At 72.0% G+C, this 23,211-nt stretch carries 21 protein-coding genes; 9 read left to right on the plus strand and 12 right to left on the minus strand.

All coding sequences use genetic code 11. From position 1 onward, the window contains the following. Nucleotides 1-21 precede the first annotated feature (21 nt). Entirely contained in the window at nt 22-1,320 is a 1,299-nt protein-coding gene (locus AC3DEV_RS10900) for an MFS transporter (RefSeq protein WP_488372107.1), read from the plus strand. On the opposite strand, the gene AC3DEV_RS10905 is transcribed toward AC3DEV_RS10900, so the two are convergent. Both AC3DEV_RS10905 and AC3DEV_RS10910 read right to left on the minus strand, forming a co-directional pair. Continuing rightward, on the minus strand, nt 1,268-1,900 hold the full coding sequence (locus tag AC3DEV_RS10905) for a response regulator transcription factor (protein ID WP_067713118.1): 633 nt from the start codon (nt 1,898-1,900) through the stop codon (nt 1,268-1,270). The genes AC3DEV_RS10900 and AC3DEV_RS10905 overlap by 53 nt on opposite strands. Then, nucleotides 1,897-3,213 (minus strand): sensor histidine kinase, encoded by a 1,317-nt coding sequence (locus AC3DEV_RS10910; RefSeq protein ID WP_488372108.1) that lies wholly within the window; start codon nt 3,211-3,213, stop codon nt 1,897-1,899. Before AC3DEV_RS10910 ends, AC3DEV_RS10905 begins: the two co-directional genes overlap by 4 nt. 168 nt (nt 3,214-3,381) lie before the next feature. On the opposite strand from AC3DEV_RS10910, the gene AC3DEV_RS10915 reads away from it, so the two are divergent. From AC3DEV_RS10915 to AC3DEV_RS10940, 6 genes are all read left to right on the plus strand, one after another. Beyond that, a complete protein-coding gene (locus AC3DEV_RS10915) occupies nt 3,382-4,434 on the plus strand; it encodes an FtsX-like permease family protein (protein ID WP_132064123.1) in 1,053 nt (350 codons plus the stop codon). A gap of 164 nt (nt 4,435-4,598) precedes the next feature. Beyond that, nucleotides 4,599-5,303, plus strand: a complete 705-nt coding sequence (locus AC3DEV_RS10920; protein ID WP_488372196.1) for an ABC transporter ATP-binding protein — start codon at nt 4,599-4,601, stop codon at nt 5,301-5,303. Nucleotides 5,304-5,334: 31 nt separating this feature from the next. Further along, nucleotides 5,335-6,027: a phosphatase PAP2 family protein gene (locus AC3DEV_RS10925; RefSeq protein WP_488372109.1), complete on the plus strand. Its 693-nt coding sequence runs from the start codon at nt 5,335-5,337 to the stop codon at nt 6,025-6,027. Between the two features lie 117 nt (nt 6,028-6,144). Further along, on the plus strand, nt 6,145-7,536 hold the full coding sequence (locus tag AC3DEV_RS10930) for an NAD(P)/FAD-dependent oxidoreductase (protein WP_488372110.1): 1,392 nt from the start codon (nt 6,145-6,147) through the stop codon (nt 7,534-7,536). A gap of 123 nt (nt 7,537-7,659) precedes the next feature. After that, nucleotides 7,660-8,223, plus strand: coding sequence for a dihydrofolate reductase family protein (locus tag AC3DEV_RS10935; RefSeq protein WP_488372111.1), 564 nt, complete (start codon nt 7,660-7,662; stop codon nt 8,221-8,223). A gap of 220 nt (nt 8,224-8,443) precedes the next feature. Continuing rightward, the gene (locus AC3DEV_RS10940) at nt 8,444-9,874 is read left to right on the plus strand and encodes an MFS transporter (RefSeq protein ID WP_488372112.1); all 1,431 of its coding nucleotides are present in this window, start codon (nt 8,444-8,446) and stop codon (nt 9,872-9,874) included. Nucleotides 9,875-9,964: 90 nt separating this feature from the next. Here the strand turns inward: AC3DEV_RS10940 and AC3DEV_RS10945 are convergent, their stop codons facing one another. From AC3DEV_RS10945 to AC3DEV_RS10985, 9 genes are all read right to left on the minus strand, one after another. After that, nucleotides 9,965-10,141 carry a hypothetical protein gene (locus AC3DEV_RS10945; protein ID WP_317469498.1) on the minus strand — a complete coding sequence of 59 codons (177 nt, stop codon included), beginning with the start codon at nt 10,139-10,141 and terminating at the stop codon, nt 9,965-9,967. 168 nt (nt 10,142-10,309) lie between these two features. Then, complete coding sequence (locus AC3DEV_RS10950) at nt 10,310-10,828, minus strand: HdeD family acid-resistance protein (RefSeq protein WP_488372113.1); 519 nt, start codon at nt 10,826-10,828, stop codon at nt 10,310-10,312. Between the two features lie 139 nt (nt 10,829-10,967). Beyond that, complete coding sequence (locus AC3DEV_RS10955; protein ID WP_488372114.1) at nt 10,968-11,465, minus strand: beta-class carbonic anhydrase; 498 nt, start codon at nt 11,463-11,465, stop codon at nt 10,968-10,970. An 84-nt stretch (nt 11,466-11,549) separates the two neighbouring features. Next, entirely contained in the window at nt 11,550-12,764 is a 1,215-nt protein-coding gene (locus AC3DEV_RS10960; protein ID WP_488372115.1) for an oxidoreductase, read from the minus strand. Nucleotides 12,765-12,910: 146 nt separating this feature from the next. Continuing rightward, a complete protein-coding gene (locus tag AC3DEV_RS10965) occupies nt 12,911-13,822 on the minus strand; it encodes an NAD(P)H-binding protein (RefSeq protein WP_488372117.1) in 912 nt (303 codons plus the stop codon). Further along, nucleotides 13,819-14,076 carry an HPr family phosphocarrier protein gene (locus AC3DEV_RS10970; RefSeq protein WP_096906493.1) on the minus strand — a complete coding sequence of 86 codons (258 nt, stop codon included), beginning with the start codon at nt 14,074-14,076 and terminating at the stop codon, nt 13,819-13,821. The genes AC3DEV_RS10965 and AC3DEV_RS10970 overlap by 4 nt, the downstream gene beginning before the upstream one ends. Before the next feature lie 64 nt (nt 14,077-14,140). Then, complete coding sequence (locus AC3DEV_RS10975) at nt 14,141-16,210, minus strand: PTS fructose transporter subunit IIABC (protein WP_488372118.1); 2,070 nt, start codon at nt 16,208-16,210, stop codon at nt 14,141-14,143. 113 nt (nt 16,211-16,323) lie between these two features. After that, nucleotides 16,324-17,283, minus strand: a complete 960-nt coding sequence (locus AC3DEV_RS10980) for a 1-phosphofructokinase family hexose kinase (RefSeq protein WP_488372119.1) — start codon at nt 17,281-17,283, stop codon at nt 16,324-16,326. Then, nucleotides 17,280-18,047, minus strand: coding sequence for a DeoR/GlpR family DNA-binding transcription regulator (locus AC3DEV_RS10985; RefSeq protein ID WP_463059680.1), 768 nt, complete (start codon nt 18,045-18,047; stop codon nt 17,280-17,282). The genes AC3DEV_RS10980 and AC3DEV_RS10985 overlap by 4 nt, the downstream gene beginning before the upstream one ends. 140 nt (nt 18,048-18,187) lie before the next feature. On the opposite strand from AC3DEV_RS10985, the gene AC3DEV_RS10990 reads away from it, so the two are divergent. Then, nucleotides 18,188-19,957 carry a phosphoenolpyruvate--protein phosphotransferase gene (locus tag AC3DEV_RS10990; RefSeq protein ID WP_488372120.1) on the plus strand — a complete coding sequence of 590 codons (1,770 nt, stop codon included), beginning with the start codon at nt 18,188-18,190 and terminating at the stop codon, nt 19,955-19,957. Nucleotides 19,958-20,106: 149 nt separating this feature from the next. Further along, the gene (locus AC3DEV_RS10995; RefSeq protein ID WP_488372121.1) at nt 20,107-20,886 is read left to right on the plus strand and encodes a dienelactone hydrolase family protein; all 780 of its coding nucleotides are present in this window, start codon (nt 20,107-20,109) and stop codon (nt 20,884-20,886) included. Nucleotides 20,887-21,116: 230 nt separating this feature from the next. On the opposite strand, the gene AC3DEV_RS11000 is transcribed toward AC3DEV_RS10995, so the two are convergent. Further along, on the minus strand, nt 21,117-23,177 hold the full coding sequence (locus AC3DEV_RS11000; protein ID WP_488372122.1) for a bifunctional lysylphosphatidylglycerol flippase/synthetase MprF: 2,061 nt from the start codon (nt 23,175-23,177) through the stop codon (nt 21,117-21,119). Nucleotides 23,178-23,211 lie beyond the last annotated feature (34 nt).

The raw sequence follows: 23,211 nt of genomic DNA on the forward strand, positions 1-23,211 counted from the left end.
ACTCAGTCATGAAAGGGGAGCATGCCCACCGAACGCGCACCCGTACTCGGTCTCGAGGCCAACGCCGCCCAGTTCACGCTGCTGGTGGCGATCAATGCGCTGGTCGGCGGCATGGTGGGACAGCAGCAGACCGTGCTGCCCCTGCTGGCGACGGACGTCTTCGGCCTGACCGGCTACACCTTCATCTTCACCTACGTCGCGGCCTTCGGTGTCACCAAGGCGATCGCGAACTACTTCGCCGGGACATTCTCGGATCGATACGGACGCAAACCCGTCCTGTTGGTCGGGTGGCTCTTCGCCATCCCGGTCCCGCTCATGCTCATCTGGGCGCCCGAGTGGGGCTGGGTGGTGGCCGCGAACATCCTGCTGGGCATCAACCAGGGCCTGACCTGGTCCACGACCGTGGTCATGAAGATCGACCTCGTCGGGCCGCGACAGCGTGGTCTGGCGATGGGGCTCAACGAGGCGGCAGGATACGGCGCGGTCGCGGTGACCTCGCTGCTCGCCGGCTACCTGGCCGGGCAGTACGGTCTGCGACCGGCGCCGTTCCTGGTCGGAGTGGCCTATACGGCCCTGGCCCTGGTGCTGTCCGGGATCTTCGTCCGCGAGACCCGCGATCACGCCCTGGTGGACGCGGGGCGGCACACCGCCCGCCCCGACGGACTGCACGACCATCTCCACGCCGACATGACGGACCGCGAGATCGCGATCCAGACCAGCTTCAAGGAACCGGCTCTGTCCTCGGCCAGCCAGGCCGGGCTCGTCAACAACCTCAACTTCGGGCTGTCCTGGGGACTGTTCCCCCTGTTGTTCGCCACCGCGGGTCTGTCCGTGGGGCAGATCGGGCTCCTGTTCGCGCTCTACCCCGCCGTCTGGGGCGTGGGACAGCTGTTCACCGGCGCGCTCTCGGACCGGATCGGCCGCAAGCACCTGATCTCGGTGGGAATGGCCACCCAGGCGGTCGCGCTGGTCGTCATCGCGCTCGGCAGTGGATTCAGCACGTGGGCGGTCGGGACCGTGATCCTGGGAGCCGGGACCGCGATGGTCTATCCCACGCTGTTGGCGGCGATCGGCGACGTGGCCCACCCCGTGTGGCGGGGACGAGCCGTCGGGGTCTACCGCGTGTGGCGCGATCTGGGATACGCGGTCGGCGCGGTTTTCGGGGGGATCGTCGCCGACGCCATGGGAATGCACGCCGCGGTGTGGGCCGCCGCCGCGGTCAGCGCGGTGTCGGCGGCCGCCGTGGCGATCCGCATGTACGAGACCCTCACACCAGTCCTAGTTCACGCGCCCGCGCCACCGCCGCGGTCCGGGAGGTGACGCCGAGCTTGTCGAAGACGTGGACGAGGTGGGTCTTGACCGTCGCCTCCGATACGTGGAGTGACGCGGCGGCCTGCCGATTGGTCGCCCCGGTGGCGACGGCGCGCAGGACCTCCGCCTCCCGCTCGGTCAGCACCGGCCGCGGGTCGCGCATCCGGCTGATCAGCCTCGCGGCGACAGTGGGGGACAGCGCGCTCTCGCCGGCAGCGGCAGCGCGCACCGCGCCCAACAGCTCGTCAGGGCCGGCGTCCTTGAGCAGATAACCGCAGGCCCCGGCCTCGATGGCGCCGATAATGTCCGCGTCAGTGTCGTGGCTCGTCAGCACCAACACCTGCGGGGGGTCGGCCAGGTCGCGGATCGCGGCGGTGGCCAGCACACCGGCGGTGGCATCCCCCGCGAACCGCAGGTCCATCAACACCACGTCCACGTCCCCGATCCGGCACCGCTCCACGGCAGCGCCGGCCGCCGCCGCCTCGGCGACCACCTCGATCGCGGGATCGGCGGCGAGCAGTGCACGCAGCCCGGTTCGCACCACCGCGTGATCGTCCGCGATCAGGACACGCGTCCTCGTCGTCGTCATCTCTCGTCTCTCAACCGGGTCCCCGGCGCCGTCTCCCGCACCGGCAGCTCGGCACGGACCACCGTGCCCGACCCCGGCTCGGAGTCGACCTGGAACCGCCCGCCCAGGTCGCCCACCCGCCGCGCCATGCCGTCGAGTCCGAACGAGGCAGCGGTGCGCGGGGCGGCGACGTCGAAGCCGTGGCCGTCGTCGGCGATCTCCAGGACCACGGCGGTGGGGGAGCCGGACAGGGTCAGTGTGATCCGCTGCGGCGCACCGTGCCGCACCGCGTTCGTCAGGGCCTCCTGCGCCACCCGGACGAGCACCGCGGCGAGCTCCGCCGGCGGCTCGGTGGAGGGCTCGCTGGAGGGCTCGGTGGCGTGCTCGCCGGCGTTCTCGCCCGCGTACTCCGTCGCGACGGACACCTCGAGCCCGGGATTCTCGGCCCGGCACCTCGCAGCCACACGGCCCAGCGCCCCGGCCAGCGACACGCCGTCGAGCGGCGTGGGCCGCAGGGCGGCGATGAGCCTGCGCGTCTCGGTGAGGTTCTCACCCGCCACCTCGCGGGCCAGACGGATCTGGTCGACGGCGGGGCTCGAGGGCGCGGTGCGCTCGGCCGCGTGCAACAGCATCCCGATGCTCGCGAGCCCCTGCGCGACGGTGTCGTGGATCTCCCCGGCCAACCGTGCGCGCTCGGCCTCCCGGCCCACCTCCCGTTCCCGCGCGGCGAGCGCCGAGCGGGTGGCCACGAGCTCGGCGATCACCTCCCGCCGGGCCTGGGACTCGCGGTGCAGTGCCCGCACACCGGCGCCCAGACCGAGGGCCACGAGCGCTCCCACCGTCGGGCCGATGACCCCGGCGGGAGTGAACCCGTGATGCAGGCCCAGGGCGACGACCGCCACGGCGGCCAGCGCCGCCACCGCCGCGGTGCCCGCCCACACGCCGAGCAGGAACTGGACCAGGAAGAACAGAGGAAACGCCAGGTAGGCGGCCTCGGGAACCCGGATCACCAGGCACGCCCACAACGCCAGGACCGCGACCAGCCAACCGACCCGGACGGCAGTGGTCGTCGGGCGGCGGCGCGCCCACACCGTCCCCGCGACGTACACGACCGTGAACCCCACCGCGGCGGCGACCGCCGGCGGATCGGGCATGCCGGAGGTGTCCCGGTGCGCGCTGACCAACGTGAGGGCCAGCAGCGCGGCCACCAACGTGTGCAGTGCCACCTCGAGCTGCGCGAACACCGCACGCACCCCCGCCGACTCCGGCGGGAGCTCGGCGGCGGTGGTCGGCGCAGGGGCAGGCGCGGCGGCGGACGCGGGCGCGGGGATCACCCGGTCGACGCTAGTCCCCGGTGGGGCACCCGGCATCCATCGAACGATGGAGGCCGGCCCCACCGTTCGTCGCCGCGGAACCACCCTCGTGGCCGATCCGGTGCGGCGTCGGCGGGACGAGCCTGGAGGCAGACCTCCACGACAGGCAGACCCCACGAAAGGGACCCAATGTTCTTCGCACTCCGCGAGCTCCGCACGGCGCGGTGGCGCTTCGCCCTCATCACGGGCGTCGTACTGATGCTGTCCGTCCTGGTGGCGGGCCTACTCGGCCTGACCGCCGGGCTGGCGCACCAGAGCGTGTCCGCGCTCCGCGCGCTCGGTTCGGACGGCTCCGGCTTCGTCCTCCCCGCCGACGACTCCGGCGCCGTCGACCTCGACCGCGCCGCACTCACCGCCGACCAGGTGGCCACCGTTGCCGCCGGGGACCCGTCGGCCGTCCCGGTGGGACTCGCCCGGATCACCCTGGACGACGGCACCGAAACCGGCGTCTCCGTCGTCGCCGTGGGACTGGCCGACGAGGTGGGATCGGTGGCGCCACCGGCGCCGGGGGAGGTCCTGGTCTCCGACGGTGTCGACGACGAGGTGGGCGCCGACGTCGGCGTTATCAGCCTCGGGGGCAGCGCGTTGGCGGTCGCCGGACACACCGGTGATCTCTGGCATTCGCACACCCCCGTCGTCGTCACCGACCTCGACACCTGGCACTCGCTCGCTCCGCGCGGCGGGGCCGCCACCACCGTGGCCGTGGCGGCGGACGCCGACCCGGAGGCCGTCGCCGCCGACGCCGGCCTCACGCTGGTCGAGGCCGACGGACTCGTCGGGGCACTGCCCTCGCACCGGGCCGAGAACACCTCGCTGAGCACGATGACCACCATGCTCCTCGCCGTCACCGCGCTGGTCGTGGGCGCGTTCTTCGCCGTCTGGGGGATGCAGCGCCGACGTGACGTCGCCGTGCTCAAGGCGCTCGGGGCGTCCACCGCCGCGGTCGTCCGCGACTCGGTCGGCCAGGCCGCGGTCGTCCTGGCCGTGGGCGTCGTGGGCGGGGTCGGCATCGCCGCCCTGGTCGGCCTGGCGGTCGGCGGCACCGTGCCGTTCGTCGTCTCGGCCGCGACCACCCTCGTGCCGGCCGCACTGCTCGCCGTGCTCGGCCTCGCGGGCGCCGCCGTCTCACTGCGGCCCGTGCTGACCGCCGACCCCAACTCGGCACTGGGGGCGGCCCGATGACCGGCTCCGAGTCCGGCACCTGCCTCACCTCGTCGTCGTCGTCGACCCCCGCGTCCTCACCGCGACCCACCACCAGGAGAACCGCCATGCCCCGTACCGCCCTGACCCGTACCGCCCTCCACGATGCCCCCGTGACCACCGCGCCCGTCCCGACCGCACTGCGGATGGAGAACGTCGTCCTGACCTTCCCCGACGGCCACGGCACGGTCACCGCCGTCGACGACGTCTCGCTCTCGATCGGGCGGGGCCGCAGCCTCGCGGTGACCGGCCCCTCGGGATCGGGGAAGTCGAGCCTGCTCGCCGTCGCCGCCACGCTCGCCCGACCGGACTCCGGGCACGTGTGGCTGGAGACCGTGGACGGGGCGGTGGACCTGGCCGCGGTGGACGCGCGCCGGGGGGCCGAGCTGCGTCGACGAGAGATCGGCATCGTGTTCCAGCAGGCCAACCTCATCGAGTCGCTCACGGCCCGGGAACAGCTCGAGGCCATGGTGTGGCTGGGGTCGCGGCCGTCCCGCGCCCGACGGCTCCACGCCCGCGAGCGCGCCGACGAGCTGCTCGGCGTGGTGGGACTGGGTGACGCCGCGGACCGGTCGGTCGGGGCGCTGTCCGGCGGGCAGCGGCAGCGGGTGGCCGTGGCGCGCGCCCTGATGAGCGGGCCGTCGCTCCTGCTCGCCGACGAACCGACGAGTGCGCTGGACTCCGCGTCCGGTCGGGTCGTCATGGACCTCCTGCTCGGTACCGCGCGTGAGCTCGACGTGGCGCTCATGCTCGTCACACACGATGCCACGATGGCGGCCCGGTGCGACGCGCAGGTCCACCTGGTCGACGGAGCGGTCACCACCGCGGCGCCCGGCAGTAGTTTTTCCTGATTTTCCCGGTGCGCGTCCCTACGCTGGGGCGATGACCATCGACGACGGCGACCCCCGGCCCTCCCCCGGGGCGTCCCGGTGGAGGGCACCGGCGGCGGGCGCCGGGTTCCTCCTGGTCCTCCTGGCGGTCTTCGCCGGGCTGGCGTTCGCCGTCTCCGACGACGAGACCGTCTCCATGGACCGGCCGGTGATGATGTGGGTGCACGGGGCGACGACGCCCTGGCTCACGGCCGCGGCGGAGACCGCGAGCTACCTCGGCGGACAGTTCGTGCTCGCGGCCTCCGTCGTGATCGCGCTGCTGCTGTGCGTCCTGCGCAGATTCGGGGGCGCCTTCCTCGTGCTGGCCGCGGTGTACGGGTCGTCCAGGCTCAACGTCGCCCTCAAGCCGGCCTTCGAGCGATCGCGCCCGGATTTCTGGGAGCACCTGTCGGCGGAGAACACCTTCTCCTTCCCCAGTGGGCACGCGATGGGGTCGATGTCGCTCGCGGCGCCGCTGGTCGTCCTGACCTGGGGCAGCCGGTACCGGTGGGCCGCGCTCGCGGTGGCGGTGGTCTACGTCCTCGCGGTTGGCGCGTCCCGCGTCTACCTGGGGGTCCACTTCCCCAGCGACGTCCTCGCGGGCTGGTGTCTGACCGTCCTGTGGGTCGGGATCCTCGTGGTGATCCTGCTAATCGTGACCCGCGTGCTCCGCCGATACGCGCCGACGCTCGCGGACTGGGTCTGACTCCGGTCCGGCACGGTTCGGCGGCTCGGGACCCCGGCCCGGTCGGGCGGTCTAGGATCGGCGGGAGTGGGCCCCGCGGGGCTCGGAACCCGGACAGTAGTGGGTCGAGGAGGCGCCATGACCATGAACTCTCATCCGGTGACGGGTGCTCAGGCCCCGGCGGATCGTCGCCACCGCGTCGTCATCATCGGGTCGGGTTTCGGAGGCCTCGCCGCCGCCCGCGCCCTCGACAAGGCGGACGTGGACGTCACCCTGGTCGCCAGGACCGGCCACCATCTCTTCCAGCCCCTGCTGTACCAGGTGGCGACCGGAATCCTGTCGGTCGGGGAGATCGCGCCCTCCACCCGGTTGGTCCTCCGCGATCAGGAGAACGCCACGGTCGCCCTCGGTGAGGTGGACCGGATCGACGTGGCCGCGCGGACCGTCCACGCGGCCGCCGGGCACGTGGACTTCGAACTGGAGTACGACAACCTTGTCGTCGCCGCCGGCGCGAACCAGTCCTATTTCGGGAACGACCACTTCGAGCGCTGGGCTCCCGGCATGAAGTCCATCGATGACGCCCTGGAACTGCGGAGCAGGATCATGGGCTGCTTCGAACAGGCCGAGGTGACCGAGGACGACGCGGAACGTCGTCGCCTCCTGACGTTCGTGGTGGTCGGCGCCGGTCCCACGGGCGTGGAGATGGCCGGACAGATCGCGGAGCTGGCGCAGCGGACCCTGAAGAACAGCTTCCGCCGGATCGACCCGGGCCGGGCCCGCATCATCCTCATCGATGCCGCCCCCGCCGTCCTGCCGCCCTTCGGGCCGAAGCTCGGCAACGCGGCCCGCAGGCGGCTGGAGGAACTGGGTGTGGAGGTCCAGCTCAACGCCATGGTGACCGATGTGGACTACAGCGGAATCGAGGTCAAGGACCCCGACGGATCGCTCCGCCGGATCGACTCGACCTGCAAGATCTGGTCGGCCGGCGTCCAGGCGAGCCCACTGGGCCAGATGCTCGCCGACCAGACCAGCGCCGAGGTGGACCGGGCGGGCCGCGTCCTGGTGAATCCCGATCTCTCGTTGCCCGGGCACCCGGAGATCTTCGTGATCGGCGACATGATCAACCTCGACAACCTGCCGGGCGTCTCCCCCGTCGCGATCCAGGGCGGCAAATACGTCGCCAAGCAGATCGTCCGCGAGGTCGAGGGGGGACGGTCCCCGTCCGAGCGCCCGCCGTTCAAGTACTTCGACAAGGGGTCGATGGCGACGGTGTCGCGCTACAGCGCGGTGGCCAAGATCGGGCCGCTCGAGCTCCACGGCTTCCTCGCCTGGGTTCTGTGGCTGGTGGTGCACCTGGCCTTCCTCATCGGCTTCCGGAACCGCGTCATCACCCTGCTGTCCTGGGGGCTGCACATCGGTGACCACCGCTCGCACCTGAACTCCACCGCCCGGTGGGTCTACGCACGTCAGGCCATCGCCGAGGCGCAGGAGCGGGAGCGTCGGGACGCCGACCGCGCGGTGTCCGACTGACCCGACGCCGTCGCGGGCCCCGGACACCGAATCGCGGGAAACGCTCAGTCTGGAACCTGGGCACGGCACTACACTGCCCTCATCACGACCGCCCACATCATGGACAAGGGCTGGAGGACGGCCATGGGCACGCTGACCTACACCGCGACCGTCTCGGTCGACGGGTACGCCGCGGACGCGAGTGGCGACTTCAACTGGTCCGCCCCGAGCGGCGAGGTGTTCCGGTTCCACGTGGAACGCCTGGGGCCCGTCGTCCACGAGGTGCTCGGACGGCGGACGTACAAGCTGATGGAGTACTGGCTGTCCCCACCGGAGGACGACTCGTGGAGCCCCGACGAGCACGAGTTCGCGGAGCGGTGGAAGGCGATCCCGCGCACCGTGGTGTCCTCGACGATGACCGCGAACGACCTCGTGTCCGATCGTGATCGCCTGGTCCCGCGACTCGACCTGGACACACTGCGCCGCATAGTCGACGAGGCACCGGGCGAGGTGGAGATCTTCGGACCCACCACGGCCGGCGCGGCGATCCGCGCGGGGCTGGTCTCGGATCTCCGGTTGTTCGTCGTCCCCAGGGTCGTGGGCGGCGGACTGCGCGCGCTGCCCCCGGACACGACGCTGGACCTGGAGCTCGCCGCCCATCGCGTCTTCGCCGGCGGGACCGCGTACTCCCACTACCGGACGCGCTGACCCGGCGCACGGCATCACCCGCGCCACCCCCGTCACGCCCCGCGGCGGGGAAGGGATTGGACACCGTGCGCAGCGATCGCGAAAATCGACGAGCTGAGCTGTGCCACGTGCACAGCCACCACCGGTCAGGGTGACCCACATCACCTGGCCGCCTACGCTTGTCGCGGTCGACGGTCGGTGGTCGACAGTAATTGCGCCGTTCAGACGTCCTAGGAGGAACATGGCAACGCCGGACGGGTCCACAGGGCCCCACGGGACGGGTACCGCGGTCCCCGAGACGATCTCGGCCGAGCCGGTGCCCCGGCGCCGGATCATCCTCGCCTCGCTCATCGGGACCACGATCGAGTTCTACGACTTCTACATCTTCGCGACGGCCGCGGTGTCGGTCTTCCCGCTGCTGTTCTTCGCAGGCGGTGACTCCGGCACCGCTCTGCTGGCCTCGATGGCCACCTTCGGTACGGCGTTCATCGCGCGGCCGCTCGGGTCCATCGTCTTCGGTCACTACGGGGACCGTCTCGGCCGGAAGGTCACCCTCGTCGGCGCGCTGCTGACCATGGGTATCGCGACGTTCCTCATCGGCCTGCTGCCGACGATCCACCAGATCGGTCTCTGGGCGCCGGCGATGCTGACGATCCTGCGCTTCTTCCAGGGCATCGGCCTGGGTGGCGAGTGGTCGGGTGCGGCGCTCCTGGCCTCCGAGACGGCGCAGCCGGGCAAGCGTGCGTTCGCCGCCATGTGGCCGCAGCTCGGCGCCCCGTTCGGCTTCATCCTGGCCAACGGCATCTTCCTGCTGCTCACGATCTGGTTCTCCTACGATTCCACCGCTGCGGAACTGGGCGACCCGTTCCTGGTGTGGGGATGGCGCCTGCCGTTCCTGTTGTCGATCGTGATGGTCGCCGTCGGCCTCTACGTCCGGCTCCGCATCGAGGAGACGCCGGTCTTCGCCCGGGCGATCGCCAACAACGAGCGGGTCAAGACCCCGGTCTCCGAGGTCTTCCGCCGCAACTGGTGGGAGATCATCCTCGGTACGTTCATCATGCTGGCCACGTACGGCCTGTTCTACCTGATGACCACGTGGATCCTGTCGTTCGCGATCGGTGGCGCGGACGCCGGCGGGCTCGGCTACGGCTACCAGTCGTTCCTCATCATCCAGGTGATCGCGATCCTGCTGTTCGCCGCGTTCGTCCCGATCGCCGGTTGGTTGGCCGACGTCCTCGGGCGTCGTCGGATGCTCATCGGCGTCACCGCCGCCATCATCCTGTTCGGCCTGAGCTTCGGCTGGTGGCTCGACCCGGACGCGATGGGTACGGGCGAGGACCTCGACGTGGTGCGGATGCTGCTCTTCCTGTGCGTCGGCATGATGCTCATGGGGCTGACCTTCGGGCCGATGTCCGCGGTGCTTCCCGAGTTGTTCCCCACCCACACGCGCTACACGGGCTCGGGAGTGGCGTACAACTTCTCCGCGATCCTGGGCGCGGCGCTGACCCCGTTCGTCGCGGTGTGGCTGGTGCAGACCTACTCGGTCGCCTACGTCGGCTACTACCTGGTCGGCCTGAGCGTGCTCACCATCATCTCGCTGGTCCTCGCCCCCGAGACCAGCAAGACGTCCATGTACTCCGACGAGCAGCAGGCCGAGGGCGCACACACCTGACGCCGTCGTGACGCCGATCTCCGGCGCGAGACACAGAAGACCCCGGGACGAAGAACTGCGTCCCGGGGTCTTTCGTGTATCCCGTCCGGGTCAGGAGAAGCCGCCGAGGAGGTCCGTGGGCAACAGCCCGGTCAGGGAGTCGGTCGCGCTGCCGATGTCACTGCCGGCCCCCTGGAGAAGGGAGCCGAGACCGAGCGAACCAAGGAGCGGGGCGGCGAGGGAGCCCGCCGCGAGAGAACCGAGGGAACCGAGAGCGTCTGAACCCATTGCAGGGGAGTCCTTTCGTCGGGGTGATGAGGCGATCCGGGTCACAACCGGTGCGCCGGGGCCGAGGTTAACAGCGATCCGCACTGGGCTCGACCGGTGCGCTACCGGTCTCTGGAACATCTCCCGGGGTGCCCGCGTGCGGGGAGGCGGGTTTGGGTGGTCCGGCCGTCAGCCCCTAAGCGGGAAAGCGCGGGCCACGTTGAGGACGCCGAGGACGACGAGGGAGATCGCGAAGAGCCACCAGAGGAACCCCGCGCCCCACACCGGGGTGCTGAGCAGCGCGAACCCGGCGAGGACGGAGATGATCGCGAAGAGGATCGTCACCGAGGTGGAACCGGTCTCGCCGAGGGTGAACAGTGCGGTGAAGCCCTCGACGATCCACATGACGCCGACCATGACGCTGACGAACAGGGCGAGGAAGACAGCGGATTCCTCCAGCGAAGCGAACGCGTAGGCGCCGGCGATGACGAACAGTAGGCCGAGGAGCGCATGCCCGATCCTGCTACCCGTGCTCTGCCATCCGGCGATGACCGCGACCGCGATGTACACGATTCCGGAGACGATCGCGTACACGGCGAGCAGCCCGGTCACTGCGAGGGCGGTCTTCACGGGCCAGAACAGGACCGCGATGCCGAAACCGGCGGCGATGAGGCCGCCGATCAACAACGCGACGCGAAACGGATTCACGGTGCGGGTGGGTGCGGACGCGTGACTTGGTGCGGACACGGCGGGGGCTCCGATCGGGTTGGAGGGGGAGGCTCGACCAAAAGTGGACGAATATTGAACTTGCCCGATCTCGGCCGTACCGAGTTCCCGTGGCGTGTCGTCAGTCGCGCTCGACCTCGCGCAGTTCGCCGGTGCCGACGTCGTAGACGAAGCCGCGGACGGCGGTGGCGTGGAGCAGGAACGGATCGGACTCGGCGCGGGCGATCGACTGGCGCACGTCGGCCTCCGGCTCGGGGAACGACTCCGGCGCCCAGCGGGGCCGCAGGCCGGTGTCGGATTCGATCCGGTCCTTGAGGTCGTCGTCGCGGAAGGTGAGCATCCCGCAGTCCGTGTGGTGGATCAGGACGATCTCCTCGGTACCCAGGAGACGCTGGCTGATCGTCAGCGAGCGCAGGACGTCGTCGGTGACGACCCCGCCGGCGTTGCGGATGACGTGCGCGTCGCCCTCGGTCAGGCCCAGCAGGCCGTACGGGTTGAGACGGGCGTCCATGCAGGCCACCACGGCGATCTTCCGCCCGGGCGGCATGGGCAGGTCGCCCTTGTCGAAGTCGGCCTGGTAGGCCTTGGCGGCCTCGAGCAGTTCGTCGGTGACGGTCATGGCCGAAGGTTAGTCCCGTTTCGGCGGCCCGGCCAGGGTCGGTCGCGCAGCGGCAGCTCACGGACCCGGTCGGGGCGCGGCAGGTCAGGCGGGGGAGCGCAACGGCATCTCGTGGACCTCGCGCACGAACTCCGGCAGTGGCCCGGCCGTGCGCAGGACCTCGGCGATCGACGGATCCGCCAAATGGAGACGACCCACGGAGATGAGGTCGAACTCGCCGCGCTCCATGCACTCCACGACCGCATCGATGTTGTCCGCGGCGATGGCCGGCTTGCCCGACTTCTGCTCGCGCAGGGACGTCCCGATCCCCACCCCGCCCACGGCGCCGGACGGCAGGCCGGTGAGCCGGCGGGCCCATCCGGCCAGGGTCACCTCGCCGTCGTCACCTCCCAGGTCGGGGAATGCCGCGTCGCTGAACCGCCTGGTCGAGGCGTCGAGCAGATCGACCCCGGCCTCGGCGAGTGCGCCCAGGTAGACGCCCAGTTCGTCGGGAGTGGTCGCCTTGCGGACCGTGTAGTCCTGTTGGGTGTGCTGGGAGAAGCGGTAGAACAGCGGCGCGTCGGGGCCGATCGCGGCGCGGACGGCGGACACGACCGCGGCGGGGAAGCGACTGCGTGCGGCCAGGTCGCCGCCCCAGTCGTCGGTGCGGCGGTTGGTGTCGGCCCAGACGAACGCGTCGAGCAGATACCCGTGGCCGCCGTGCAGCGTCACGCCGTCGAAACCGGCGTCCATCGCCAGGCGCGCGGAGCGGGCGAACGCGTCGATGACCTCGGAGATGTCGGTGTCGGTCATCGGCGGCACCTCGGGCGACCAGCGGGCGACGCTGCGCTCGGAGTACGTGGTGACGCCCGGGGTTCCCCACCGGCCGGACGGGCGCATGGGGTGCATCTCCATCAGCCGGTCGCGGTGGGCCCGGTCGAAGCGGGCGTTCGCGCCCCAGAGCGGGCCGACGTGCCAGAGCTGGGCGATGATCCGGCCGCCGGCGGCGTGGACGGCGTCGGTGACCACACGCCAAGCCGATACGGATTCCGGCGTGTCGAGGCGGGGGATCCACGAATGGTCGACCGAGGTCGGGTGGTCGACGCCGATGCCCTCGGTGACGACGAGCCCGGTTCCGCCTGCGGCACGGTCGGCGTAGTAGTCGCGATTGACCTCGTCCGGCAGGCCGTCGGGGCATCCCATGCGCGTCATGGGGGACATGACGAGGCGATTGGCCAGGTGGAGTGACCGGACCTCGAGGGGACGGAACAGGGCCTCACGGCCCGGGGCGACCGGCGGGGTGGCGATACGCGACGTCATGATGCGCGACCTCTTTGTTTCCTCGGGCGGTCGTCTCGGGCCTCGATCTCGAGACTCTCGCGGATTGACGAGTGTCAGTTGTGATCGAGGTTACCTAAGCGGGTGGGCGGATGTCGCATCGGCGGTGGCCGCGCTGGACATCCCACCTAACCTGCGGCGTCCGCGAGCGCGACCTGGATCGCGTCGTCGACCCCGGTCATCCGCCACCCCTCCGGGAACAGGTCCGCGGCGGGATCGCCGACCACCATGTCGTGTTGCAGGCTCTCGATCAGCGCGCTGACCGTCGCCCCGTCCTGATCGACCAGGGGTGCCAGTCCGGCGGCGACGAGGTCCCACGGCACCCCGGGCACGGGGAGGCGCACCGTCGGCAGCCCGGCGATGCGGGAGTAGCGCGCGAGCAGCGCGGGGTAGGTCAGGGCCTCCCCGCAGCCGAGGTCCGCGTGGCCGGTGCGGGGCTCTCCGTCCAGGGCGTGACACACGGCCTCCACGACGTCCCGCTCGGCGACGGGCTCGACCCTCCGGTGTCGCATCCATCGGGGCACGGGCTGGACGGGGAGCAGCTCGCAGAGCGTGCGGAGGACCTCGAAACTCGTCGAGCCCGCGCCCAGGATCACCCCGGCCCGCAGCGTGAACACGGGCGTGGGCCCGGCCGAGAGCAGCGATTCCACCTCGAGCCGCGACGCCATGTGTTGCGAGAGCGGCAGTCGGTCATCCCCCGAGGGGGCCAGTCCGGAGACGTAGACACATCGCTCCGTGCCGGCGGCGGCCATCGCCCGGCGCATCGCCTCCGCGCCCTCGGCGTCCTCGCGGCGGAAGTCGGCACCGCCGCCCATCCGGTGGACCAGGTAGACCACCTCGTCGACCCCGTCGAGGGCCGCCGCGAGACTCGCCGGGTCGACGACGTCGCACCGCACCTTCTCGACCCGATCGGACCAGGGGTGCGTCGCGGCACGGCCGGGGTCCGTGACGCCGGCCCGGACGCGGTGACCGCGGTCGAGCAGGGCGGGTACCAGGCGCGAACCGAGATACCCGCCGGATCCCACGACCAGGACGGTCATTCCGCGTCGAGATCCTGCTCGATGAGCGCGGCGATCTCGGCCACCGCGTCGGCATCCTCTCCGCTGACGGTCACCGTGGCGCCCTTCTCGGCGCCGAGCGCCATGATGAGCATCGCGGACGCGGCGTCGGCCTCCTCGTCGTCGTAGGCGATCTCGATGTCGGTCTCGTACTTCTCGGCGGCCTCGGCGATGATCCCCGCGGGGCGGGCGTGGAGGCCCTCGGCCGATCCGACGGTGACGGTGGTGCTGGGCATGGTGACTCCTCTGTTGTATTCGGGTGGCCCGGGGGGTTCCCCCGTCATCGTGCAGGTTCGCGCCTCAGGCCGCGACCGGCTGTGCCGCCGCGGCCGGGGCCGGGGTGGGCTCGCGGCGGGTGGTCTTGGCGACCACCACGGCCGCGCACGCGACGAGGGTGCCGGCGAGGATCGCCAGGAGGTAGCCCCAGACCGGGTTGATGGCGAACACCACGAACAGCCCGCCGTGGGGCGCGTACGACTCGACCGAGAACGCCATGATGAGCGCACCGGTCACAGCACCACCGGCCATCATCGACGGGATGACGCGGAGCGGGTCGGCGGCGGCGAACGGGATCGCCCCCTCGGTGATGAAGCTGGCGCCCAGCAGGAACGCGGCGCGGCCGTTCTCCTGCTCCACCGGGCTGAACAGGCGCTTGCGCACGACGGTCGCCAAGCCCATCGCGAGCGGCGGAACCATGCCGGCGGCCATCACCGCGGCCATGATCCGCAGCGTCGCCGGGTTGTCGGCGACCAGACCGGCCGTGGCGAACGTGTACGCCGCCTTGTTGATCGGCCCGCCCAGGTCGAAGCACATCATCAGGCCCAGGATGACGCCCAGCAGGATCACCGAGGAGCCGGTCATGCCACCCAGCCACGACTCCATGGCGGAGGTCAGTGAGGCCAGCGGGCGGCCGAGCAGCAGGAACATCAGCAGGCCGATCGCCAGCGAGCCGATGAGCGGGATGAGGACCACCGGCATGAGACCGGCGAGCCAGCGCGGCGTCTTCCAGGTGGTCATCCACCGCACGAGGTAGCCGGCGAGGATGCCGGTGACGAGCGCGCCGATGAACCCGGCGCCGAGGGTCGCCGACAGCGCGCCGCCTACGAAGCCCGGTGCGATGCCGGGACGGTCGGCCAGGCCGTAGGCGATGTAGCCCGACAGGACGGCGATCATGAAGCCCATCGCGGCCTGGCCGATCGCGAACAGCACGGCTCCCATGTAGAGCCGCAGCCCGGAGTGGGTGAGGACCTCGGCCCCGGCGGTCCCGGCGGACACGATCTCACCGTCGAGGTACCACACCTCGCCGGGCAGGTCGGTGAGTGAGAACCCGGTGGCGAGCTCCTCCCACACGAACGCCACGTCGTACCCGGCGAACAGGAACCCCAGCGCGAGCAGGAGCCCGCCGGCGGCGACGAAGGGGATCATGTACGACACACCGGTCATGACGGCGCGCTGCAGACCGCGAGCCCAGTGCTCGTCGGAGCCGGACCCGCCCGAGCCGGAGCCGCCGTCGGCGGCGCCGGAGTCCGCCGACACGCGCCGTGCCCGGGGGTCCTGGGCCGCGGCCAGCGCCTCGTCGAGGACCTGGTCGGGCGCGTCGATGGCCTTCTTGACCCCGTACTCGACGACGGGTTTGCCGGCGAACCGGCCGCGGTCGCGCACCCCGACGTCCGTGGCGAACACGACCGCGTCCGCGGCCTCGATCACCGCCGCATCGAGGGGGGTCGCCCCGGCCGAGCCCTGGGTCTCCACGTGCAGTTCGACGCCGCGCGCCTCCGCGGCCTGGGCGAGCGAGTCGGCGGCCATGTAGGTGTGGGCGATGCCGGTGGGGCAGGCGGTCACCGCGACCACCCGGGCCGGCGCCGCGCCCGCTGCCGAGCCGGGGGTCGAGGACGACGACGACGAGGTCTTCTCCTCCGGCCTGAGCACGCCCTCGATGACCGCGACCGCCTCGTCCGGCGTGGCGGCCGACCGGAGGGAGTCCACGAACTCGGAGCGCACCAGGTTTCGGGCGAGGGTGGCCAGGATCTTCAGGTGCTCCTTGCCGCCGCCCGCGGGGGCGCCGATCATCAGCACGAGGTCGGCGGGCCCGTCCTTGGCGCCGAAGTCCACGGGCGGGTCGAGCCGCGCGAAGGCCAGGCTCGGTTCGGACACCGCCTCGGACTTGCAGTGCGGGATCGCGATCCCGCCCTTCATACCGGTGGCCGCCTTGTCCTCGCGGGCGAACAGATCGCGTACGAGCGCGTCGTGATCGTCGGCCCGGCCGGCGTCGACGAGGGTCCGGGCCAGCGCCCGGATCACCTCCTGTTTGGTGGCGCCGAGGTCGGCGTCGAGCCGCACCGCGGCGGTCTCGATGATCGGCTGGTTCATTGCCGTGCTCCGTGTTCTTCCGAGGGTGCTGGGTGGGAGGGTGCTGGGTGGGAGGGGGCTGGGTGAGAGGGGCTGGGAGGCGGTCTGCGGGTGCAGGACGCCGGTGCGGCGGGTCAGTCGAGTCGCCGCACGGTGGCGCGGAACGTGGTCGGGTCGAGGCCCAGCGGCAGTCCGGTACCGGGCAGTGAGGCGGCGACGCTGCCGTGGTTGACCGCCCACAGCAGCCGGTCCCGCGGCGGGAGTCCGCGGGACTCGGCCAGCAGGTAGCCCGCGAGCGCGGAGTCTCCGGCCCCGACCGTGGATCTGACCTGCACGGGTGGGGTGTTCGCGTACCACGCCTCGTCGTCGTCGACCAAGACGGCACCGGCGCCGCCCAGGGTGACCAGGGTTGCGCCCACGCCGCGGGCGCGCAACGCCCGCGCGGCGTCCACCACGGGGTCCGTGTCGCCGGCGGCGGCGCGTCGCTCCAACTCGGAGCCATCGACGCCGGCCAGCTGCCCGAGCTCCTCGCCGTTGGGTTTGACCAGGTCGGGGGCCGCGCCGGGCAGCCGTGCCGCGAGGGCGGCCAGTGGTGCGTCGGAGGTGTCGACGGCGAGGCGGGCCCCCGCGGGGCGGAGTGCACCGACCAGGTCCGCGTAGAAGTCGTCGGGCACGCCGCGTGGCAGGGACCCGCACAGCACCACCCACGTCGCCTCACCGGCGAGGGCGGCGATCGTGGAGCGGGCCCGGTCGATCGTGGCGCCGTCGAGCTCGGGCCCGGGGGCGTTGATCTTGGTGGTGGTTCCGGCGGGGTCCGCGAGAGTGAGGTTGATCCGCACGGCGCCGTGCGCGGGGACGACGGACGTCGCGACGCCTGCCCCGGCGCACATCGCCACGAACGGGTCGTCCGCCGGGGCCGGGAACACCGCCTGCCCCCGGACCCCCCCGCCGGTGAGGACGCGGGCGACGTTGACGCCCTTGCCGCCCGGGGAGTCGTCGACGGCCGCGATGCGGTTGACCCCGCCCACGGTGAGCGGCGCGGGCAGTTGCGCGGTCCGGTCCACCGACGGGTTCATGGTGAGGGTGACGATCATGGCAGCACGACCTCGATTCCGTGGGTGTCCAGCGCCGAGGCCAGCGGGCCCGGCGGGGGAGCGTCGGTGACCAGGACGTCGACCCCGTCCAGCGGGGCGAACGAGACCAGGAACTCGTGCCCGAACTTGCTCGAGTCCGCGAGTACCACCACCCGGCGGGCCGCCCGGCACATGGCGTTCTTGACCGCCGCCTCGTCCGGGTCCTGTGTGGTGAGTCCGCGCTCGGGGTGGAGCCCGTTCGTGCCCACGAAGGCGACGTCCACCCGGATCGCCTCCAGCGCCCGGAGCACCGACGGACCCACGCACGCCCCGGTGAGGCCGCGGACCGTCCCGCCGAGGACGTGGAGGTCCTCCGACGCCGCGCGGTGCAGGCCGTCCGCGACGGGGATCGAGTTCGTGATGAGGGTGAGGCCGTGGTCGGCCGGCAGCGATGCGGCGAGGCGGTCCGTGGTGGAGCCGGCATCGAGCAGGACCGTGCCGCCCACGGCGGGGAGCAGCCGCAACGCAGCCCGGCCGATCGCGGACTTCGCGTCCACGTTCTCCGACCGCCGGGCGGCGAGGGTCCGCTCGACGCGGCCACCGGGCACCGCCGGGACCGCCCCGCCGTGGGTGCGTTCGAGGTGCCCCTCGGATTCCAGCAGCGACAGGTCACGGCGGATCGTCTCGGCGCTCACGTCGAGGTCTGCCGCGAGGTCGGCGACGGTCACCCGCCCGGAGGCGGCCAGCGTCTCCGTGATGTGTCGCCGTCGTTCGCTCCCGTACATGGGCTCCGACCTCTCCGCTGTTGTGACCGATTGTGTTGGATTCTGCCCGATACGGTTGGAAAGTCAAGCCGATTTAGTTATTCTCGTCACATAGTCGATCGATGAGCCGGACGTGGACGTCCGGTCCGCTAGGAGCTCCCATGACGCAGCAGTCGAAGTCCGGGACGGTCATCCGCGGCACCGGCGTGGTCGCCGGCCTGGCCTACGGGCCCGCCCGGTGGGTCGTCAGGCCGGATGGCCTCGACCCGGGGGCCGCGGGCGCGGCGGTCGACCCGGGGGCCGCGGGCGCGGCGGGAACCGGGACGGCGACGGGAGCCGAGGCAGCGGGTGCGCCGGACGAGGCGCAGATCGAGAAGGGCCGCGAACGCTTCGTCGCAGCGGCCCGGACCGTGGCCGACCGACTGGATCAACGGGCCGCCCTCGCCACCGGCGTCAGTGCAGAGGTCCTGTCCGCCAACGCCGTCCTCGCCCGGGACCGTGGCTGGGCCAAGGCGGTGGTCAAGGAACTGAAGAAGGGCGTGGCGGTCGAGGCCGCGGCGGTGGCGGCCACGGAGACCTTCGCCGCGATGTTCGCGCGTGTCGGCGGTCGGCAGGCCGAACGCATCACCGACCTCCGCGACATCTGCGCGCGCGTGGTGGCCGAGCTGCGCGGCCTGCCCGAACCGGGCGTCCCCGACTTCGACGCGCCGGGCGTGCTCATGGCCGACGACCTCGCCCCGGCGGACACCGCCGGGCTCGACCCGGACATGGTGCTGGCGATCGTCTGCGAGCACGGCGGGCCCACCTCACACACGGCGATCATCGCCCGGCAGCTCGGCATCCCGTGCATGGTCGCCGCCGGGGGACTCGCCGCGATCACCGACGGCACGAACGTACTGGTGGACGCCGCCGCGGGCACGGTCACCGTCGAGCCCGAGGAGGGCCCGGCCCGAGCGGCCGCTGAGGCGGACCGGCGCACCCGGGCCGCCGCCGCCGACTGGAGCGGCCCCGCCGTCCTGGCCGACGGGCACTCCGTACGCCTGCTGGCCAACGTCCAGGACGGCGAGGGCGCCGAGAACGCGGCGTCGGGCCCGGCCGGCGGGATCGGCCTGTTCCGCACCGAGCTGGCGTTCCTCGACCGGGCCGCCGAACCGACCCACGACGAGCAGGTCGACCTCTACGCCCGGGTGCTCGGCGCATTCCCGGACGGCCGGGTCGTCACGAGGACCCTCGATGCGGGCTCGGACAAACCGCTGGCGTTCGCGGGCATGACCGAGGAGGACAACCCGGCCCTGGGCGTCCGCGGCATCCGCGTGGATCTCATCGACCCCGGGCTGCTGGACCGGCAACTCGACGCCCTCGCCGCGGCCGGCCGCCGGGTGGGCGGGGCGCAGTCCTCACCGTGGGTCATGGCCCCCATGGTCGCCACCGTCGACGAGGCCCGCGACTTCGCCGACCGGTGCCGTCGGCGCGGCCTGACCCCCGGGATCATGGTCGAGGTGCCGTCGGTCGCGGTGGCCGTCGACAGGTTCCTCCCGCACGTTGACTTCCTGTCGATCGGCACCAACGACCTCACGCAGTACGTCATGGCCGCCGACCGGATGTCGTCCGACCTGGCAGCCCTCACCGACCCCTGGCAACCCGCCGTGCTCCGGCTCATCCGGGCGGTTGCCGAGGCCGCGGGCCGGTCGCCGGACGGTCGCACGATCCCGGTCGGGGTGTGCGGTGAGGCGGCGGCGGACCCCAACCTGGCGTGCGTCCTGCTGGGGCTCGGAGTCAGCTCGCTCTCCGTGGCCACCGCCGCGCTGCCGTTCGTCGGAGCCGCCCTGGCGGGGGCCACCCTCGAGCAGTGCCGGGAGCTCGCGGCCCTGGCGTTGGACAGTGACACGGCGCTCGAGGCCAGGGACGCGGTGCTGGCCGCCCGGAACTGACCGTCCCGCTCGGCGCGACCGTCCCGCTCGGCGCGACCGTCCCGCTCGGTGCGACCGTCCCGCTCGGTGCGACCGTCCCGCTCTGCGCGACCGGGCTGTGGTGCTCGGATCGCGGAGTTACCGTCGGTGACGACGGAAGGGATTCGACTGTGGACCTGCGTGGCGACATGACCGTGGACCTGACCATCGACACGGCGGACGGCACCGCGGAGGCGTTCGTCTCACGGCCCGAGAGCGCCGAGCATGACGTGCCGGGCGTGCTGCTGTTCCCGGACATCTTCGGTCTGAGGCCGCAGATCCGCATGATGATGGACCGCATCGCGAGCTGGGGTTACGTCGTCCTGGCACCGAACGTCTTCTACCGCTCCGGAACCGTCGAGGACCTGGCCCCGACCGTCGACCTGCGCGAACCGGGCGAGCGGGACGGCTACGTCGCGAAGGTCTTCCCCCTGATGGAGGGGCTCACCTCGGACCTGTCACGATCGGACACTGCCGCGTACCTGGACGCGCTGCTGGCACTGCCCGGGGTCACCGGCGACGCGGGGGTCATCGGCTACTGCATGGGGGCGCGACTCGCGTTGCGCGCGGGCGGGGACCACCCGGACCGCATCGCCACCGTCGGGGGATTCCACGGCGGCGGGTTGGCGACGGACGAGAGCGACAGTCCCCACCTGAGTCTCGCGACCACCCGGGCCGCAGTCCTCCTGCGTCATGCCGACGACGACCCGTCGATGCCGCGCGAAGGGATGGACGTCATCGCGTCCCTGGCTCGGGAATCCGGTGTGCCCCTGGACCAGGACGTTTACCCAGGTGCCCCACACGGGTACTCGATGGCGGACACGTCGATGTACGACGAGACCGCCGCGGAACGGCACCTCGAGGACCTGCGCGAGCATCTGGCACGGCGCCTCGCGCGCCACGGCGAGTGAGCTGAGCCCGGACGGAGACCCCCGGCCCACCGCGGCCCTCACGGTCCCTCGGTCACTCCCGCCCGTCACGATGAACTCTCGCCTGCCCGCCGGGGCACGCGAGACGCCAGGCGCGGGAGCGGATGCAGGGCGGGCCGGTGGGCAAGGCGCCAGGCTCGGGAGCGAGACGCCAGGCGCGGGAGCGGATGCCGGGAGGTCCGGGGCGGAGTGGTGCGTCCCGCCCCGGGACGTCAGACGTCGACGGTCTCCGAGGGGCCCGAGCGGGCCAGGGCCGCGAGCTGGCGGGTCGTCGCTCCCGGCAGGTACGCCCGGCCGATCGCCACCCCGATCCGCGGCAGGTCCGCCTCGTCGCGGAAACACAGGTAGACGGGCTCGATCCTCGGATTGAACTTCGACTTGAACTGGTGGAGCGACCGGAACCCGTAGTAGGGCTCGAGTGCCTGACCCAGCAGATCGAGTCCGCGGTCGAGGACGGCCACCTCGTCGTCGTCGCCACTACGCGCCAACGGGGCACCGGACAACGAGACGTAGTCGGCGCCCTCGTCCCTGAACTCCAGCGCGGAGCGGGCGATGAGGAACTCGACCATGTTGTTCGCGCCGGGGCCGTTGCGCTTGCGCATGAGATCCAGGGTCCAGCCGCGCACGCCACCGTCGGGCTCGCCGCGGTAGACCGGCAGCCAGGACAGCGCCGCCTGGACCACCCCGCCGGAGTCCACGGCCAGCGCGATGCGGACGTCGTCGTCGAGCGCCTCCTCGACCGTGCCGAGCGTGAAACCCATCTCCGGCAGCTCCTTGTCTCCGACCCACTGCTCGGAGATCTCCCGCACCTGCGCCAGCACCGCCGCGGGTTGCTCGCGCAGCAGTCCCGAGACGTAGGTGGTGCCACTCTTGTCCGCCTTGTTCATCGCGGACCGGATCTTCTGCCACTTCTTGCCCGTGAAAGCCAGGTCGGGCAGATCCATGATGGTGTCCTCGGCGATCTGCAGCGCCCGCCACCCGTGCGCGCGCATCCGGTCGGCCGTCTCCCCGGATACCGAGAACAGGCACGGGACGGCGGCCTGCGCCTCGGCGAAGTCGACGAACGAACTAAGGAGCACGTCGCGGTCGGCGGGGTCGGCGACGGGGTCGGCCAGCGCGATGATGGTGCCGACGTGCATCCGGTACCCCACGACGCCCGCCGAGTCGGGACCCGCGGTGGTGGTCCCCGCGCCGAAGAAGTAGTTCATCGGCTGCCACGTGATCATCCACGACATCGTGCTGCCGCCGTGGCGCCGGATGAGCTCACGGACGCGCTCCACCACGTCGTCCGAGTGGACGCGCGACCCGGTCACCCGTCGCCGCACGCGCACGCCGAACGCGCCCCGGCCCACCACCAGCAGCACGGCCTCGCCCACCCAGAGCAGACCGGTACCGAGGGTGACGGCGCCGAGGGACTCGAAGTCCGCGGCGACGACCAGGACCGTCACGACGAGGGTGACCACCGCGGTGACCAGGGCATAGGCGAGAGCCACGCCCCACGCTGCCCGGTAGCCACGGCGCAGCAGCTCCGCCGTGGCCGCGGCGATGAGGACGGACAGGAGCATGCCGACCAGGTTCACGTCCTCGGCCTCGGTGGGCCCGAGGGGGCCGTCGGAGGGCAGGAAGTACACCACCACGTGGACCGCGGCGATGAACCACATGCCCGCCGACACCACGAGCCGGGTCTCCCGCCTGGTCCGGGGCCGCAGGCCGTGCTCGGTGCCGGAGAAGAACCGCTCGCCGACGGCGAGGAACACCACGAACGCGACGAGGTGGGTGAGGTCGGCCAGGCTCCCGACGAACAGGAACGACACGATCACATAGCCGTAGAGCAGCGCCCGCGCGCGCAGTCGCCAGGGCGAGACAAGGGTGGCCGTGGCGGCGGCGAGCACGGCGATCACCGCGGTCGAGCAGCCGACGTCTAGCACCACCGACAGCTCCGTGGCCCACTCCCAGCCCACCGCGTCGCCGGGGACGATCACGGCGACCGCCCCGAGCACGCCGATGAGCTGCCCGCCGGCCGCGGTCAGCGCCGTTCGCACCGGGCCCAGGCGCCACTCGCCCATCCCGATGCCCGCCGCCACCAGCACCAGCAGAGAAACGTGCTGTAGCGGGGTGAGACCGAGCCAGGGCCCGGTCACGAGTGTCCACCAGCGGCCCCCCTCGAGCGCGGGCACGCCGTAGGCGACGTCGGGGAACCAGGTGGCGTCGCGGGCGCTGCGCCACAGGGCCTCGAACGCCACGCCGGTGACGAACAGGGCGGCGACGATCACCGCCGTGACGGGGAGCCGTCGCGCCGCCGTGGCG

It is taken from the genome of Dietzia sp. IBK-p2-15D, assembly GCF_057773105.1.

Coding starts and splice junctions, on each gene's coding strand:
- AC3DEV_RS10900 (WP_488372107.1), top strand. CDS start 22: ATGCCCACCGAACGCGCACCCGTACTCGGTCTCGAGGCCAACGCCGCC.
- AC3DEV_RS10905 (WP_067713118.1), bottom strand. CDS start 1,900: ATGACGACGACGAGGACGCGTGTCCTGATCGCGGACGATCACGCGGTG.
- AC3DEV_RS10915 (WP_132064123.1), top strand. CDS start 3,382: ATGTTCTTCGCACTCCGCGAGCTCCGCACGGCGCGGTGGCGCTTCGCC.
- AC3DEV_RS10920 (WP_488372196.1), top strand. CDS start 4,599: ATGGAGAACGTCGTCCTGACCTTCCCCGACGGCCACGGCACGGTCACC.
- AC3DEV_RS10925 (WP_488372109.1), top strand. CDS start 5,335: ATGACCATCGACGACGGCGACCCCCGGCCCTCCCCCGGGGCGTCCCGG.
- AC3DEV_RS10930 (WP_488372110.1), top strand. CDS start 6,145: ATGACCATGAACTCTCATCCGGTGACGGGTGCTCAGGCCCCGGCGGAT.
- AC3DEV_RS10935 (WP_488372111.1), top strand. CDS start 7,660: ATGGGCACGCTGACCTACACCGCGACCGTCTCGGTCGACGGGTACGCC.
- AC3DEV_RS10940 (WP_488372112.1), top strand. CDS start 8,444: ATGGCAACGCCGGACGGGTCCACAGGGCCCCACGGGACGGGTACCGCG.
- AC3DEV_RS10945 (WP_317469498.1), bottom strand. CDS start 10,141: ATGGGTTCAGACGCTCTCGGTTCCCTCGGTTCTCTCGCGGCGGGCTCC.
- AC3DEV_RS10955 (WP_488372114.1), bottom strand. CDS start 11,465: ATGACCGTCACCGACGAACTGCTCGAGGCCGCCAAGGCCTACCAGGCC.
- AC3DEV_RS10960 (WP_488372115.1), bottom strand. CDS start 12,764: ATGACGTCGCGTATCGCCACCCCGCCGGTCGCCCCGGGCCGTGAGGCC.
- AC3DEV_RS10965 (WP_488372117.1), bottom strand. CDS start 13,822: ATGACCGTCCTGGTCGTGGGATCCGGCGGGTATCTCGGTTCGCGCCTG.
- AC3DEV_RS10970 (WP_096906493.1), bottom strand. CDS start 14,076: ATGCCCAGCACCACCGTCACCGTCGGATCGGCCGAGGGCCTCCACGCC.
- AC3DEV_RS10975 (WP_488372118.1), bottom strand. CDS start 16,210: ATGAACCAGCCGATCATCGAGACCGCCGCGGTGCGGCTCGACGCCGAC.
- AC3DEV_RS10980 (WP_488372119.1), bottom strand. CDS start 17,283: ATGATCGTCACCCTCACCATGAACCCGTCGGTGGACCGGACCGCGCAA.
- AC3DEV_RS10985 (WP_463059680.1), bottom strand. CDS start 18,047: ATGTACGGGAGCGAACGACGGCGACACATCACGGAGACGCTGGCCGCC.
- AC3DEV_RS10990 (WP_488372120.1), top strand. CDS start 18,188: ATGACGCAGCAGTCGAAGTCCGGGACGGTCATCCGCGGCACCGGCGTG.